This is a genomic window from Providencia sp. PROV003 (genome assembly GCF_045040775.1).
Classification (GTDB): Bacteria; Pseudomonadota; Gammaproteobacteria; order Enterobacterales; family Enterobacteriaceae; genus Providencia; species Providencia huashanensis.
On sequence record NZ_CP096369.1, the window covers coordinates 4,165,022 to 4,179,636 of the forward strand.

Annotated in this window: 12 protein-coding genes and 4 tRNA genes; 2 read left to right on the forward strand and 14 right to left on the reverse strand. The window is 41.1% G+C overall.

Annotated elements, in window-relative coordinates; all coding sequences use genetic code 11:
• Nucleotides 1-35: 35 nt before the first annotated feature.
• The 3 genes from rimM to ffh all read right to left on the reverse strand — a co-directional run bounded on the left by rimM (nucleotide 36) and on the right by ffh (nucleotide 2,346).
• Complete coding sequence (gene rimM, locus M1F14_RS19160) at nucleotides 36-581, reverse strand: ribosome maturation factor RimM (protein WP_042848681.1); 546 nt, start codon at nucleotides 579-581, stop codon at nucleotides 36-38.
• A gap of 18 nt (nucleotides 582-599) precedes the next feature.
• The gene (gene rpsP, locus M1F14_RS19165; protein ID WP_042848682.1) at nucleotides 600-848 is read right to left on the reverse strand and encodes a 30S ribosomal protein S16; all 249 of its coding nucleotides are present in this window, start codon (nucleotides 846-848) and stop codon (nucleotides 600-602) included.
• A gap of 136 nt (nucleotides 849-984) precedes the next feature.
• Complete coding sequence (gene ffh / locus M1F14_RS19170) at nucleotides 985-2,346, reverse strand: signal recognition particle protein (protein WP_042848683.1); 1,362 nt, start codon at nucleotides 2,344-2,346, stop codon at nucleotides 985-987.
• Between the two features lie 388 nt (nucleotides 2,347-2,734).
• Between ffh and M1F14_RS19175 the strand changes: the two genes are divergently transcribed.
• Both M1F14_RS19175 and M1F14_RS19180 read left to right on the forward strand, forming a co-directional pair.
• Nucleotides 2,735-3,526: an inner membrane protein YpjD gene (locus M1F14_RS19175; RefSeq protein WP_042848684.1), complete on the forward strand. Its 792-nt coding sequence runs from the start codon at nucleotides 2,735-2,737 to the stop codon at nucleotides 3,524-3,526.
• A gap of 39 nt (nucleotides 3,527-3,565) precedes the next feature.
• On the forward strand, nucleotides 3,566-4,852 hold the full coding sequence (locus M1F14_RS19180; RefSeq protein ID WP_042848685.1) for a CNNM domain-containing protein: 1,287 nt from the start codon (nucleotides 3,566-3,568) through the stop codon (nucleotides 4,850-4,852).
• Nucleotides 4,853-4,940: 88 nt separating this feature from the next.
• Here M1F14_RS19180 and luxS read toward each other — a convergent pair whose 3' ends face one another.
• The 11 genes from luxS to lplT form a co-directional block, all read right to left on the reverse strand.
• The gene (luxS, locus tag M1F14_RS19185) at nucleotides 4,941-5,456 is read right to left on the reverse strand and encodes an S-ribosylhomocysteine lyase (protein WP_042848686.1); all 516 of its coding nucleotides are present in this window, start codon (nucleotides 5,454-5,456) and stop codon (nucleotides 4,941-4,943) included.
• Nucleotides 5,457-5,610: 154 nt separating this feature from the next.
• Nucleotides 5,611-7,170 (reverse strand): glutamate--cysteine ligase, encoded by a 1,560-nt coding sequence (gshA, locus tag M1F14_RS19190; protein WP_042848687.1) that lies wholly within the window; start codon nucleotides 7,168-7,170, stop codon nucleotides 5,611-5,613.
• 183 nt (nucleotides 7,171-7,353) lie between these two features.
• Nucleotides 7,354-7,430: transfer RNA gene (locus M1F14_RS19195), tRNA-Arg, on the reverse strand.
• A gap of 93 nt (nucleotides 7,431-7,523) precedes the next feature.
• Nucleotides 7,524-7,600: transfer RNA gene (locus M1F14_RS19200), tRNA-Arg, on the reverse strand.
• Nucleotides 7,601-7,739: 139 nt separating this feature from the next.
• Nucleotides 7,740-7,816 (reverse strand) — tRNA-Arg (locus M1F14_RS19205).
• Between the two features lie 10 nt (nucleotides 7,817-7,826).
• A tRNA-Ser gene (locus tag M1F14_RS19210) sits at nucleotides 7,827-7,919 on the reverse strand.
• Nucleotides 7,920-8,354: 435 nt separating this feature from the next.
• Nucleotides 8,355-8,540, reverse strand: a complete 186-nt coding sequence (csrA, locus tag M1F14_RS19215) for a carbon storage regulator CsrA (protein WP_004264815.1) — start codon at nucleotides 8,538-8,540, stop codon at nucleotides 8,355-8,357.
• A 228-nt stretch (nucleotides 8,541-8,768) separates the two neighbouring features.
• Complete coding sequence (alaS, locus tag M1F14_RS19220) at nucleotides 8,769-11,396, reverse strand: alanine--tRNA ligase (RefSeq protein ID WP_042848688.1); 2,628 nt, start codon at nucleotides 11,394-11,396, stop codon at nucleotides 8,769-8,771.
• A gap of 325 nt (nucleotides 11,397-11,721) precedes the next feature.
• Complete coding sequence (gene recA, locus M1F14_RS19225; protein ID WP_048608224.1) at nucleotides 11,722-12,789, reverse strand: recombinase RecA; 1,068 nt, start codon at nucleotides 12,787-12,789, stop codon at nucleotides 11,722-11,724.
• A gap of 92 nt (nucleotides 12,790-12,881) precedes the next feature.
• Nucleotides 12,882-13,397 carry a nicotinamide-nucleotide amidase gene (pncC, locus tag M1F14_RS19230; RefSeq protein WP_181469122.1) on the reverse strand — a complete coding sequence of 172 codons (516 nt, stop codon included), beginning with the start codon at nucleotides 13,395-13,397 and terminating at the stop codon, nucleotides 12,882-12,884.
• Between the two features lie 14 nt (nucleotides 13,398-13,411).
• Nucleotides 13,412-14,614: a lysophospholipid transporter LplT gene (gene lplT, locus M1F14_RS19235; protein ID WP_042848691.1), complete on the reverse strand. Its 1,203-nt coding sequence runs from the start codon at nucleotides 14,612-14,614 to the stop codon at nucleotides 13,412-13,414.
• Nucleotide 14,615: the final 1 nt, after the last annotated feature.

Here is a 14,615-nt window from a genome sequence, read left to right on the forward strand (position 1 = left end):
TTCGTCCCACTTATCAAAACCGTTCAACCGGAGATTTAAAAACCAGGATCCCAATCCACTTCAATAAGTTTGGCATCGAGATCGACTTTCTTGATAACCTGCCCATCAAGAAACGGAACTAACCGCTCCTTGATGCCAAATGCATCTTTTAAATTCGCCTTAATAACTAGTACATCATTTGAACCAGTTTCCATCATGTCAGTAACAATACCAAGGCCATACCCTTGTAACGTAACAACTTGGCAACCCATAAGGTCTTTCCAGTAGTATTCGTTTTCTAACTCAGGAAGTTGGGTTGAATTCACCGCAATTTCAAAGTTAGTTAAGAGTGCTGCTGCGTCGCGGTCATCGACCCCACCCAGCTTAACAATGATATCCTTGTTATGATGTTTCCAATCTTCAATTTCAATGTGTTGCCATTGACCTGAACGTTGGATAAACCAAGGCTGATAATCAAAAATACTTTCAGCATGTTCGGTGGACGAAAAAACTTTGAGCCAACCGCGAATACCGTATGCTGCACCTAATTTGCCCAATACAATTGGGTTTTCAGGTGGCAGTAACTTAGTTTGCTTGCTCATTGTTACCACCGTGACAGATTAAGCTACTTTCTTAGCTTGTTTGACCAGTTGTGCAACACGGTCAGAAATAGTTGCGCCTAAGCCAACCCAATGCTCAACACGGTCCAGATCTAAACGCAGTTCTTCTGCTTGACCTGCTGCGATCGGGTTGAAGAAACCGATACGCTCAATGAAACGACCGTCACGCGCATTGCGGCTATCGGTTACAACGATTTGGTAGAACGGACGTTTTTTAGCGCCGCCACGAGATAAACGAATTGTTACCATAACATCCTCATTAGTTAACAAAACAACCAGACTCCATCGAGGGATAGAGTCCGGCTGTCATATAAAAAGCCCGAAAAGTTTACTCACTTTGACGCAAAAATCAATCAAAAGTACGTTTTGTTTGAGGCTTTATTGTTTAACGCCCCGGAAAACCCGGAGGCATCATACCCTTCATGCCGCGCATCATCTTGGCTAAGCCGCCTTTTTTCATTTTCTTCATCATGCGCTGCATATCATCAAATTGTTTTAAGAGGCGGTTCACCTCTTGTACTGTTGTACCAGAACCTGCTGCGATACGACGTTTACGTGAACCTTTAATAATTTCCGGTTTCTCACGCTCTTTACGCGTCATAGAATTAATCATCGCTTCCATTCGAACAGTGATTTTATCATCCATTTGCGATTTGACGGCATCAGGTAATTGGGACATCCCCGGCATTTTACTCATCATACTCGCCATGCCGCCCATATTACGCATTTGCTTTAATTGGCTCAGGAAGTCATTTAAATCAAAGCTATCACCCGTTTTTAGCTTTTTCGCTAATTTTTCAGCTTCATCACGGTCAACTTTATGTTCGATCTCTTCAATCAGAGAAATCACATCCCCCATACCAAGGATACGGGAAGCGACACGCTCAGGGTGAAAAGGCTCTAAGGCATCAGTTTTTTCACCAACCCCTAAGAATTTAATTGGCTTGCCTGTGATAGCACGGATTGACAGTGCCGCACCGCCTCGAGCATCCCCATCAACTTTGGTTAATACAACCCCTGTCAGTGGTAATGCTTCATTAAACGCTTTTGCAGTATTTGCCGCATCTTGACCTGTCATTGCATCAACGACAAATAAGGTTTCAACGGGTTTGATAATGCGGTGAACTTCTTGGATTTCCTCCATCATCGCTTCATCAACGTGTAAACGACCGGCGGTATCCACTAACAACACATCATAGAATTGTAACTGTGCATGTTTTAATGCTTTTTGTACGATGGCTGCGGGTTTTTCCTGTGCATCGGAAGGGAAAAAATCAACCCCAACAGATTGAGCTAATGTTTCTAGCTGTTTGATCGCCGCAGGGCGATAAACGTCAGCTGAGACCACCAGTACCTTTTTCTTTTGTTTTTCTTTTAAATGCTTACCAAGCTTGGCAACACTGGTCGTTTTACCCGCACCTTGCAAGCCGGCCATTAAGACTACCGCAGGCGGTTGCGCAGATAAATTAAGCTGATGGTTTTCATCCCCCATCGACCTAGTCAGTTCATTTTGAACAATTTTAATAAATTCTTGGCCAGGTGTTAGGCTTTTATTAACATCTTGACCAACAGCACTTTCTTTGACTTTTTGAATAAATTCACGGACAACTGGCAAAGCAACGTCTGCTTCCAGTAAGGCCATGCGAACTTCGCGTAATGTGTCTTTAATATTGTCATCAGTAAGGCGTCCCCGCCCACTGATATTGCGCAACGTGCGCGATAGTCTGTCAGTTAAATTATCAAACATATGTCTTAGCTCAATTCTGTTGATGGGCCGATGCTCAGCCTGATCTGGTTGCTAATACAGCTAATTTCAAGTGTATTGGTTATAACGACTTGAATTATAAGTATCAATCCTTTCATAATCATGAAAGAAAAACCAACGCTAAAATAATTCGGGCAAAATAATTATGCTATTGTAACATGCCCATTGTTTTTTCGCTGCCCCCTGTTTGAAACTGATTATACAGGTTATTATGGTTCTAATTTATGGTGATAAATCAAATCAGTTGGCGCATGAAGTGCTATCAACAACGAATATGCTGTGATTAGCCCGTCCAATGGTTGGAGCCTACACCCGTACAAGTTATACTATGTAATAACTTTCCACTAACCAAGAACAACGACACTATACTATGCCCGTATTTGCAGTCATAGCAGTTTGTACATACATGGTCAGTCTGCTACTGATCGTCCCCGGTCAAGTGCGTAAGCAGCCATTCTATCGTCGCCTAGCGATTTTGCTTGCTGTTATTGCGTTAGTGACTCATGCAATAACACTGAAATTACTTATTTTCAGTGAGGCCGAGGGGCAAAATCTCACACTGTTGAATCTAGGTTCTGCGGTTAGCTTGCTTATGTGTGTGATTATGACCGTTGTGGCTTATTGGGGAAAAGCCTGGTACTTAACTCCGATTGTATATAGTTTTGCTATCATTAATTTAATGTTATCCACCATCATGCCCGGTGAGTTTATTACTCATCTAGAAGCGAGCGTCCCTCTATTCGTTCATATCGGCTTAGCTTTATTGAGCTATGCAACGTTGCTCATTGCAGCGTTATATGCTCTCCAAGTGGCGTTGATTGACCACCAATTAAAAAATAAAACCTTAAAATTTAGCCCAGATATGCCACCCATGATGGTTGTAGAACGCAAGATGTTTCATATCACTCAGGTTGGTGTGATTTTGCTTACATTAACCTTATGCACAGGCTTTATTTATATGGATAATATTTTTGGTAAAGAAAATATCCATAAATCAGTATTATCTGTTATTGCTTGGTTTGTTTATATTACTTTGCTTTGGGGGCATTTCCATGGTGGATGGCGGGGTAAACGCGTGTTGTTTTTCCACGTTGGGGGCTCCATTATCTTAACAATGGCTTTTTTTGGTAACCGCCTTATACAGGAATTTATAATATTTTGACAACTAAACCACCATTAGCCTCATATAAGGAACCTTGTTTTGGATGATGTGTCTACCAGTACGCTAATCATCATATTGATTGTTTTAATTTTTATGTCGGCCTATTTCTCTGCTTCCGAAACAGCGATGATGACATTAAACCGCTATCGTTTAAAACATTTAGCAAAACATGGCAATAGCTCTGCGATCCGCGTCGAAAAATTACTCAAGCACCCCGATAAACTCTTAAGTTTAGTGCTTATTGGCAATAATTTGATCAATATTGTCGCCTCTGCATTAGCGACGATTATCGGCATGCGTTTATACGGTAATGCCGGTGTAGCAATGGCGACGGGGATTCTAACATTTGTGATCCTTATATTTGCCGAGGTTATGCCTAAAACACTCGCTGCGCTGTATCCAGAAAAAATTGCGTTTCCTAGCAGCTACCTTTTAAAGCCACTACAAGTCATTATGATGCCGATTGTGTTGGCATTTAATACCATTTCAGCCTTGTTGTTACGTTGTATAGGTATACGGTCGCTAACTGCCCGTACGGATGCCGTCAACAAGGAAGAATTGCGGACCATTGTTAACGAATCAAAGCATAAAATTAGCCGTCGCAACCAAGACATGCTGATTTCAATATTGGATTTAGACAAAGTCACCGTTGGCGATATTATGTTGCCAAGAAATGAAATTGTGGGCATTGACGTAAATGATGACTGGAAATCAATTATTCGACAGCTAACGCATTCACCTCATGGACGTATAGTGCTTTATCGTGATTCCCTTGATGATTCCATTGGTATTTTGCGTGTTCGAGAAGCCTATCGTTTGATGATGGAAAAACGCGAGTTCAACAAGCAAAATCTGATTAAAGCAGCTGATAATATCTATTTCATCCCGAATAGTACGCCACTTAATATTCAACTTGTTAATTTTCAGCATAACAAAGAAAAGCTAGGCATCATTGTTGACGAATATGGTGAAATTCAAGGTCTTATTACTGTCGAAGATATCTTAGAAGAAATTGTAGGGGACTTTACAACATCTATGTCGCCATCACTAGCTGAAGAGGTTTTGCCACAAAGCGACGGTAGCGTACTTGTAGACGGTTCTGCCAATATCCGTGAGCTAAATAAGGCATTCGATTGGAATCTCCCTATTGATGGCCCTAGGACGGTTAATGGCATGGTATTAGAGGTGATAGGTGATATCCCTCAACCTGAAGAGCAAATCGTGGTAGGCCATTACCTTATCGAGGTATTAGTCATGAGCGAAAATATTGTTAAGCAAGTCAGGATAACCCCTCTGGCATTTAGCTCCCAAATCCCAGACCTTTAATTTAAACTGCCACTCTTAGCTCACAACCTAAAAAGAGCCAGATATTGGCTCTTTTGTTTTATATATAGATCAACTAAAAAATAGATAACTAGACGTGCAGTTGCTCTAGTTTGTCTGCTGGTAACGCTAATTCATCATTTTTATTGATACCAATCTCGGAAGCGAGAACATTACGTGCAATTTGTTGCGCTTCTTCTAATGAATGCATTTTATATGTACCACACTGATATACATTCAATTCAGGAATTTTGTTTTGATCTTCAACCTTCAAAACATCTTCCATTGCCGCTTTCCACGCATTAGCAACACGCTGCTCCTCTGGTTGGCCGATTAAGCTCATATAAAAACCTGTACGGCAGCCCATTGGAGAGATATCAATAATTTCTACACCATCACTGTTGAGATGATCACGCATAAAGCCTGCAAATAAGTGCTCTAAAGTATGCGTTCCTTTCTCTGTCATGGCTTCTTCATTTGGCACGGTAAAACGTAAATCAAACACTGTGATAGTATCATCATTCGGTGTTTTCATGGTTTTTGCCACACGTACAGCAGGCGCTGACATGCGAGTATGATCGACAGTAAAGCTATCTAATAATGGCATTTTGTGACCTCCTCAAAAATATAAAAATTATTTCTAAAAATAAATGAAACTATTTTGAAAATGCAGAGTCTGAAATATTGAAAGACGCGCAATTTGTTATCATCCCTAATTCTCTAAGAGATTTTTATTTGGCCACCTAGTGTGGCCATTTCTTTTAGCGTCCTGCATGGATGCGCAGATAGTCTTCAAAGCTTTCAGTTTCACTTTGCTCCATCTTTGCTTGCTTCTCAATTGAAGCTAACCGTGCTTGTTCAAATTGCTCTTCAGTAATCACTTCATAAGGTTCATTAACTAACTGTTCAAAATACTTCTCAGCTAATTCTAGCCCATAACCACCAATGCCTTTTTCCAACATCTCATCCATAACGAGCGCTGAGTATGTCAGTGTTGGATCTTCAAACATGGCAACAAACTGGTGGCAAGCTTCTTGATACCTTTCATCACAGCAAGTATCAAGCACTTCAGCAACCCGAATTAAATCATTAAATAATTGCTGACCAACCTCAACTAATGGTTTGACTTCACTACCACAACCAAAACCAATCACTTGTCCAGGTTTACGCCCTTCAAGGATCACCCTGTTCCAATTTTGGCGACAGCAATCAAGCTCTTGAGCATTCATTTCAGGTGCATCTGCAAGCACACACCATATTAAGAATAGATCAACAAACCGAGCTTGTGTTTCATTTACCCCAATTGCACTGAACGGGTTGATATCCAGTGAACGAACTTCAATATACTCAATACCACCACGCATTAGAGCATCTGAAGGTGATTCATTACCTTTAGGTACACGTTTCGGCCGTATAGGGGCATACAGCTCATTCTCTATCTGTAATACATTCGTATTTAACTGAACATATTCGCCATCTTTTTTTACTCCTAGCTTTTCAAACTCAGCGGAAGGTTTATGAATGGCTTTTTTCAAGTTTTCTATATATTCATCCAGTTTATTGAACGTAATATTTAGATCACTTTGCGACTTATTTGTATAGCCTAGGTCACTCATGCGCAGTGATGTCGCATAAGGTAAGTAATAGGTGCCACAATCTGTTTTATCAAATGATAACGCTGTGTCTCTATCCTTTAAGAAAGAGCCACAAATGGCTGGAGATGCGCCGAATAGATACGGAATAACCCAACCGAAGCGGTAATAATTTCTGATCAGACGTAAATAGCCCTCTGAAATTTTTTCTTTACCGCTTTCTTCATCTTTTACACCAGCCCAAGCCTGCCAAAATTCAATTGGCAAAGAAAAGTTATAATGCACCCCTGCTATCGTTTGCATTAGCGCACCATAACGATTTTTTAAGCCCTCTCGATACAGGGTTTTAAAACGCCCGACATTAGAAGAACCATATTGAGCAAGAGTGATTCTATCTTCACTTTCAATAAAGCACGGCATACTGAGCGGCCACATTCTTTCATTTTTAAGTTGGCGCGCAGTATAACGATGTAAATCCCGAAGAAAGGCCAAATTATGGCTGATGCTTTTATCTACAGGAGTAATAAATTCGAGTAAGGACTCCGCAAAATCTGTCGTGATCCATTTATGTGTTAAAGCTTTTCCCAGCCCTTCTGGATGCAATGTTTCTGCTATCGCACCTGTTGGGGACACACGCAATGTTTCGCGCTCAATACCACGTTGAATTCCATTTAGTGCTTCTGGGTGCGCCTCTAACCATGAGAGCGCTTTTGATACGTCCGGGATCAAATCGACCTCCCGCCTGTGATGTTAATTTATTTTATTGAGGCAATTACTTTAGCTTAAATCACATAAATTGTCGCTGTCTAGATGTGTGGTTTATCGAGGATTACATACAAAGATATTAGGTGAATGGCATTTTTTCTAATTTTAGGCAAAAAAAAACTCCTCAAAGTGAGGAGTTTCTAATGATGGTGCATCCGGGAGGATTCGAACCTCCGACCGCTCGGTTCGTAGCCGAGTACTCTATCCAGCTGAGCTACGGATGCAAAATTCTTTCGATTATAAATCGATGTTCCAATAACTTTTTATGAATTAGATTAAAATGTATTATTGATATGCTAAATTTAGCAACTAAGAGATGGTGCATCCGGGAGGATTCGAACCTCCGACCGCTCGGTTCGTAGCCGAGTACTCTATCCAGCTGAGCTACGGATGCATGTTTAGTGCAAGACTGATTTTTATCTCAAAATTTTTATCAACTACTAAAAACTAACTTCTAAGTTACTGCATGTTTTGGTTTCCAATATTCTAGAACCAAAACAAAACCCCATCAGATACTCTTATAGGGTTAAATATGGTGCATCCGGGAGGATTCGAACCTCCGACCGCTCGGTTCGTAGCCGAGTACTCTATCCAGCTGAGCTACGGATGCATATCTAAAATGGCGGTGAGGGAGGGATTCGAACCCTCGATGCAGCTTTTGACCGCATACTCCCTTAGCAGGGGAGCGCCTTCAGCCTCTCGGCCACCTCACCATATTTTAGTTACACACGATTTGTTTTTTCAAACATCTCGTTGCTGTGTGGCGCACATATTACTTTCCTAGACTTAGAAGTCAAACAATTTTTCCAAACTTTTTGCATTCCGTAGTCTGTTTGCACATTTCACAAGCAAGATGATTAGTTTAGCACCGAAAAAGATCTTTTTCAGCCCTTATCTCACTAAGTTTATAAACAAAAAGCAGGAAAAAAAATGATGATAGCACTCAACAAAAAGTATATTTTTTAGCCAAATGAAAAATAGACATGCAATAAAAAAATAAATCGAGCACGATGAAAATTAATGCTTAGCAAAATATAGTCGCTAAACACTAAAAAACTGCATATTAGATTAACAAAAGGGAATAATAGAATAGGAAAGACAAGCGTCCATTCTTGCTGTGTGGTCAATCATTGGACGCTTCTTTTTTATTATTGATTATCTGGTTGAGTTTTTTCAGCCTGGATCCGTTGATAAATTTCTTCACGGTGAACAGAAACTTCTTTTGGGGCGTTAACACCAATACGAACTTGGTTGCCTTTGACACCCAATACAGTAACTGTTACCTCATCGCCTATCATGAGTGTTTCACCAACTCGACGAGTCAGAATAAGCATTCTTTGCTCCTTGAAATATTAAAAGAGTCGGGTCTTTAGGTATCCCCCGCTATTGTCCATCACACACCGTGAAAACGTAAAGCAATGATATTCACCTAAAGCATTGATGCCATCAATGCAAGCATTCTAATTATTTACAAGCAAAATATAACACTACAAGCGATACATTAACAATGCCGCAACAGCTTAAAGTTGCCTCATATTTTAATGAGGCAACTTTGTCGACGCTTATAGCCGTGATTCAACCCATTCTTCGACACTTGCCATCGCAGCAGGTAATGCATTCACGTCAGTACCCCCTGCCTGTGCCATGTCTGGTCGCCCACCACCTTTACCGCCAACCTGCCCTGCAATAAAGGAAATCAAGTCACCTGCTTTAACTTTAGCAGTTAAATCATTAGTCACCCCAACGATCATACTGACTTTATCACCACTTGTTGTTGAAAGCACGATAATCGCAGATTTCAGCTGGTTCTTGAGATCATCTACCATAGTTCTCAGTAGCTTAGGATCAGTATTGCTCAGTTGAGTCACTAACAACTTGATGCCTTTCACATCTTTCGCTTTACTACCTATTGAAGCACTTTCTTGCGATGCTTGCTGATCTTTTAGTTGCAAAATTTCTTTCTCGAGCTGACGAGATTTGTCTAATGCAGCTTTAACTTTTTCCACAAGACTATTGGAGTCACCTTTTAATAGGTGAGCAATTGCTGAAAGTTGCTCAGATTGATTGTGAATATTTTCAATCGCCATCGCCCCCGTTGTTGCTTCGATACGACGAACGCCAGCAGCAGTGCCTGATTCGCTAAGAATACGGAATAAACCAATATCCCCAGTTCGACTAGCATGTGTACCACCGCATAATTCAATAGAAAAATCACCCATACTCAAAACGCGTACACGTTCTTCATATTTTTCACCGAATAATGCCATAGCGCCTTTCGCTTTAGCTCCCTCTAAATCCATCAACTCAGTTTCAATTTCTGAGTTTTTTCGGATTTGAGCATTCACAATATCTTCTACCTGACGTAGCTCTTCCTGTGTCATCGCTTCAAAATGGGAGAAATCAAAACGGAGATATTTATCGTTAACCAATGAGCCTTTTTGTGACACATGCTCACCCAATACCTGACGTAATGCAGCATGAAGTAAATGTGTCGCTGAGTGATTTAAGCGGATAGCATCACGCCTCGCGCTATTAATCAAAGCAGTAATACGATGGTTAACAACTAATGTACCTGACTCTACTTTACCTATGTGACCAATCGCTTGGCCGTATTTTTGAGTGTCTGTTACATTAAAGCTTGCACTGTCACTATTTAAATAACCAGTGTCACCCACTTGCCCACCGGACTCTGCATAGAATGCAGTTTTATCTAGGATAACCAACCCTTCTTCACCCTCTTTAAGGGTATCAACAGGTTGACCATCTTTATACAAAGCCGTGATTGTTGCTTGTTGCTCATCGTATTGATAACCAGAGAATTCGCTACGCTTATCAACTTTGATTAATGAGTTATAATCTGCGCCAAAACCGCTCGATTCTCTAGCACGACGACGTTGGTCTTCCATCGCATGCTCAAAACCTTGCTCATCGACTTTAATATTGCGTTCACGGCAAACGTCCGCCGTTAAATCGATAGGGAAGCCATAGGTATCATATAAACGGAATGCAGCCTCACCATCAAGTGTATCGCCTTTTAGGGAAGCAAGTTCTTCGTCTAATAATTGCAAGCCGCGTTCTAAAGTACGAGCAAATTGTTCTTCTTCAGTTTTAAGAACTTTTTCTACCATTGCTTGCTGACGTGCAAGCTCATCCGCAGCAGAGCCCATCACGTTAATTAGTGGAGCAACTAATTTGTAGAAGAAGGTATCCTTTGCACCAAGCATGTAACCGTGACGCACTGCTCGGCGAATAATACGCCGTAAAACATAGCCACGCCCTTCATTTGATGGAATGACACCATCACTAACAAGGAATGCACAAGAACGAATGTGGTCAGCAATAACACGCAATGATTTATTTTCCAAATCAGTTGCCCCTGTTGCTTTCGCAGCAGCAGCAATGAGTTCGCGGAAAATATCAATCTCATAGTTAGAATTTACGTGTTGAAGTACTGCAGAAATGCGTTCTAAACCCATCCCTGTGTCGACTGAAGGTTTTGGCAGTGGCTCCATAGTACCGTCTGATTGACGGTTAAATTGCATGAAGACAAGGTTCCAGATTTCAATATAACGGTCACCATCTTCTTCAGGGCTCCCCGGAGGACCACCCCAAATATGCTCACCATGGTCATAGAAAATCTCTGTACATGGACCACAAGGGCCTGTATCACCCATTTGCCAGAAGTTATCTGACGCATATGGTGCACCTTTATTGTCACCAATACGAATAATACGCTCAGCTGGAACACCAATTTCTTTGTTCCAGATATCATACGCTTCATCATCTGTCGCGTAGACAGTTACCCACAGCCTTTCTTTTGGTAAATTAAACCACTCTTCGCTAGTTAATAGTTCCCAAGCAAAGCGGATAGCATCATGCTTAAAGTAATCACCGAAGCTGAAGTTACCTAGCATTTCAAAAAATGTATGGTGACGAGCGGTATAACCCACATTTTCTAAGTCGTTATGTTTACCACCTGCTCGAACGCAACGTTGCGCAGTTGTCGCTCGGGAATATGCTCTCTTATCCAGGCCAAGAAATACATCTTTGAACTGGTTCATCCCTGCGTTTGTGAACAGTAGTGTAGGGTCATTATTTGGCACTAGCGAACTGCTGGTGACCACTTGATGACCTTTCGTATGAAAAAAGTCGAGAAACGCTTGACGGATCTCAGCGGTGCTTTTACTCATATTTATCCCGATATCAAGCTGGAAACAGAATTACGAATTGTTGAGATGGTATGTAACATCACCTCTAATCAACTCTCCGATTAAAAAGTGACTGATAAGATAAAGTCTCTTTATGCAGAAGTAAAATATAGATACATCCATTAGCAGCTTTCATTGTAAAGCGTCTAGATATTTTCTGAAAGCATGTTTATACCCCGCGCTGGGGTATTTTTCCACAGAAAAACTGTTCGATAAACTATTAATGTAATAGGCCAAAATAAAAATGGCGCCCCCTTATGAAAGGTGCGCCACTAATTTAGATGATAATCAAATAGTTACACTTGAATTAAATTTCTTCTGGTGTTTCTTCTTCATCAGAACCACTGACGAAATCTTCCGCAGCGCTACTAAATTCACCAGTATGATTTAATAACATTTCGCGTAGTTTCGTATCAATTTCCTGTGCTATTTCAGGATGCTCTTTTAAATAAGTTGTTGAGTTAGCTTTACCTTGACCGATTTTGTCCCCGTTATAGCTATACCAAGCACCCGCTTTTTCAATTAATTTATGTTTTACACCTAAGTCAATAAGCTCACCGAAGGTGTTAATCCCTTCACCATAAAGAATTTGGAATTCAGCTTGTTTAAATGGTGCTGCGACTTTATTTTTCACAACTTTAACACGGGTTTCGCTACCTACAATTTCTTCACCGTTTTTCACCGCACCGATACGGCGAATATCTAAACGGACAGATGCGTAGAATTTCAATGCGTTACCACCTGTAGTGGTTTCCGGATTACCAAACATAACACCAATCTTCATACGAATTTGGTTGATAAAGATCAGTAAGGTATTTGACGTTTTTAAATTCCCCGCCAATTTACGCATTGCTTGGCTCATCATACGGGCTGCTAGGCCCATATGAGAATCACCAATCTCGCCTTCAATTTCAGCTTTAGGTGTTAACGCAGCAACAGAGTCAACGATAATGACATCAACCGCCCCTGAGCGTGTTAATGCATCACAAATTTCAAGAGCTTGTTCACCTGTATCGGGTTGTGAACATAATAAGTTATCAATATCTACGCCTAATTTTTTCGCATAGATAGGGTCTAAGGCGTGCTCTGCATCGATAAATGCGCAAGTTTTACCACTGCGTTGTGCCGCAGCAATAACCTGTAAAGTTAATGTTGTTTTACCCGAAGCTTCAGGACCGTAGATTTCAACAATACGACCTAATGGCAAGCCACCAGCGCCTAATGCAACATCAAGGGATAAGGAGCCTGTTGAAATCGTTTCAACATCCATAGAGCGGTCTTCACCAAGACGCATAATGGAGCCTTTACCAAATTGTTTTTCAATTTGGCCTAATGCTGCTGCAAGTGCTTTTTGTTTGTTTTCATCAATAGCCATGATTACTCCCTAAGTGCAATGGCTTGACCACTGCGAATAAAACGATTGAATTGGGTTTGTTAAAATTAATTATACTGTATAATCATACAGTATCAAGAAAATTTTTCATTTAACAACTTTAAAAGTGTTTCTAGGACATAACCTGTTGATTGTAAACGAACTTGGTTTCTATCCCCTTGGAATACACAGTGCTGTGTTGTTACGGTTATGGTTTTATCAGCCTGTTTTTTAGCAAAACCAAACCAGACTGTCCCAACAGGCTTTTCTTTACTACCGCCGTCGGGGCCCGCAATTCCACTGATTGAAACAGCAAAATCGGCCCTCGCTTCCCGCAATGCCCCTAAAGCCATTTCTGCGACAACTTGTTGGCTTACTGCGCCATATTGTTGTAAAGACTCCTCTTTAACACCAATCATTTGGTGTTTGGCTTCATTGCTATAAGTGACGAAGCCACGCTGGAAGTAAGCTGAGCTCCCTGCGATATCGGTCAATACCTTAGCAACCCAGCCACCAGTACAAGATTCAGCAGCGGTGACTGTTTTACCTTGTTCTGTTAGTTTCTGACCAATTTGAATACTCAATATTTCGAGTTGCTTCTCATCTATCATGATGCTACCTACCTTTACTTCATTTTTTTACGAGCGCGATCCCAAACCCACAAACCCGCAATAGCTATCGCAAATACAGCACCAAAGCCAATCCCTGCATTCACTACTGACAAACCAGCTTTAATTGCCAAAGAGTACAAGCCTAACATAATTAGCATTGCACTGTTTTCGCCTAAGTTTTGCACAGCAATGGCATTCCCTGCTCCAACAGTCTCTTTCCCCTTTTCTTGAAGTAATGCATTAAGTGGAACCACAAATAAGCCACCAAATACCCCAAGTATTATCAGAATAAAATATGCTGGAATAATATTAGTTTGCAATGAGAGTAAAACCACCATGATACCGATGATAACCCCAGCAGGAATACAACGATAAACCGTTTTTAAGGTAATAAATTTAGCAGCAAGCCCCGCTCCAACGACAATCCCTATAGCAACCATCGCATTGAGGATTGTTGGGGTTGTGTTGTCTTGTAAGCCTAAAGCGACAGGTACCCATGCCACTAATAAAAAACGTAAGGTGACACCCGCCCCCCAAAATAAACTGGTCCCCACAAGTGAGAAGCGACTTTCTTGGTTAGACCATAGAATACGGCAAGCACCGAAAAAATCAGTCACTAATAGTTTAATATTCCAGCCTTTGCCTGGCCGTGCAGCCACTAGCGGTGGGATAAAGAAATTGGCAATAACAGCTAATGCATACAATACAGCACAAGTTCCGAGCGCTAATATAAGGTTAATATCGGAAAGCACCCCACCGACCACTGAGCCCACTAGAATAGCCGCGATTGTCGATGCTTCCATAACTCCATTTGCTTTAACAAGGTTATCTCCCCCTGTTAATTCCCCTAAAATACCGTATTTAGCAGGGGAATAAGATGCAGCGCCTACCCCCACTAGACCATAGCAAAGGAAAGGGTTTAACCCCAAACAAATACCAAGAGCCCCAATAAATTTAAAAATGTTAGAAAACAACATTACGCGCCCTTTTGAGAACCTATCGGCGATTTGCCCTACAAAAGGTGCCAGTACAATATAAGTAAATACAAACACCATTTGCAGAATAGGATGGCTCCACTCAGGGTAAAACTCTGCTTTAAGCTGTGCAAGTATTGCAAATAATAATGCATTATCAGCAAATGCAGAGAGGAATTGAGACGCCAATACGGCTTTCATTCCTCGGCTCATTAATGGCGCATTTTGCATGCTTTCTTGCATA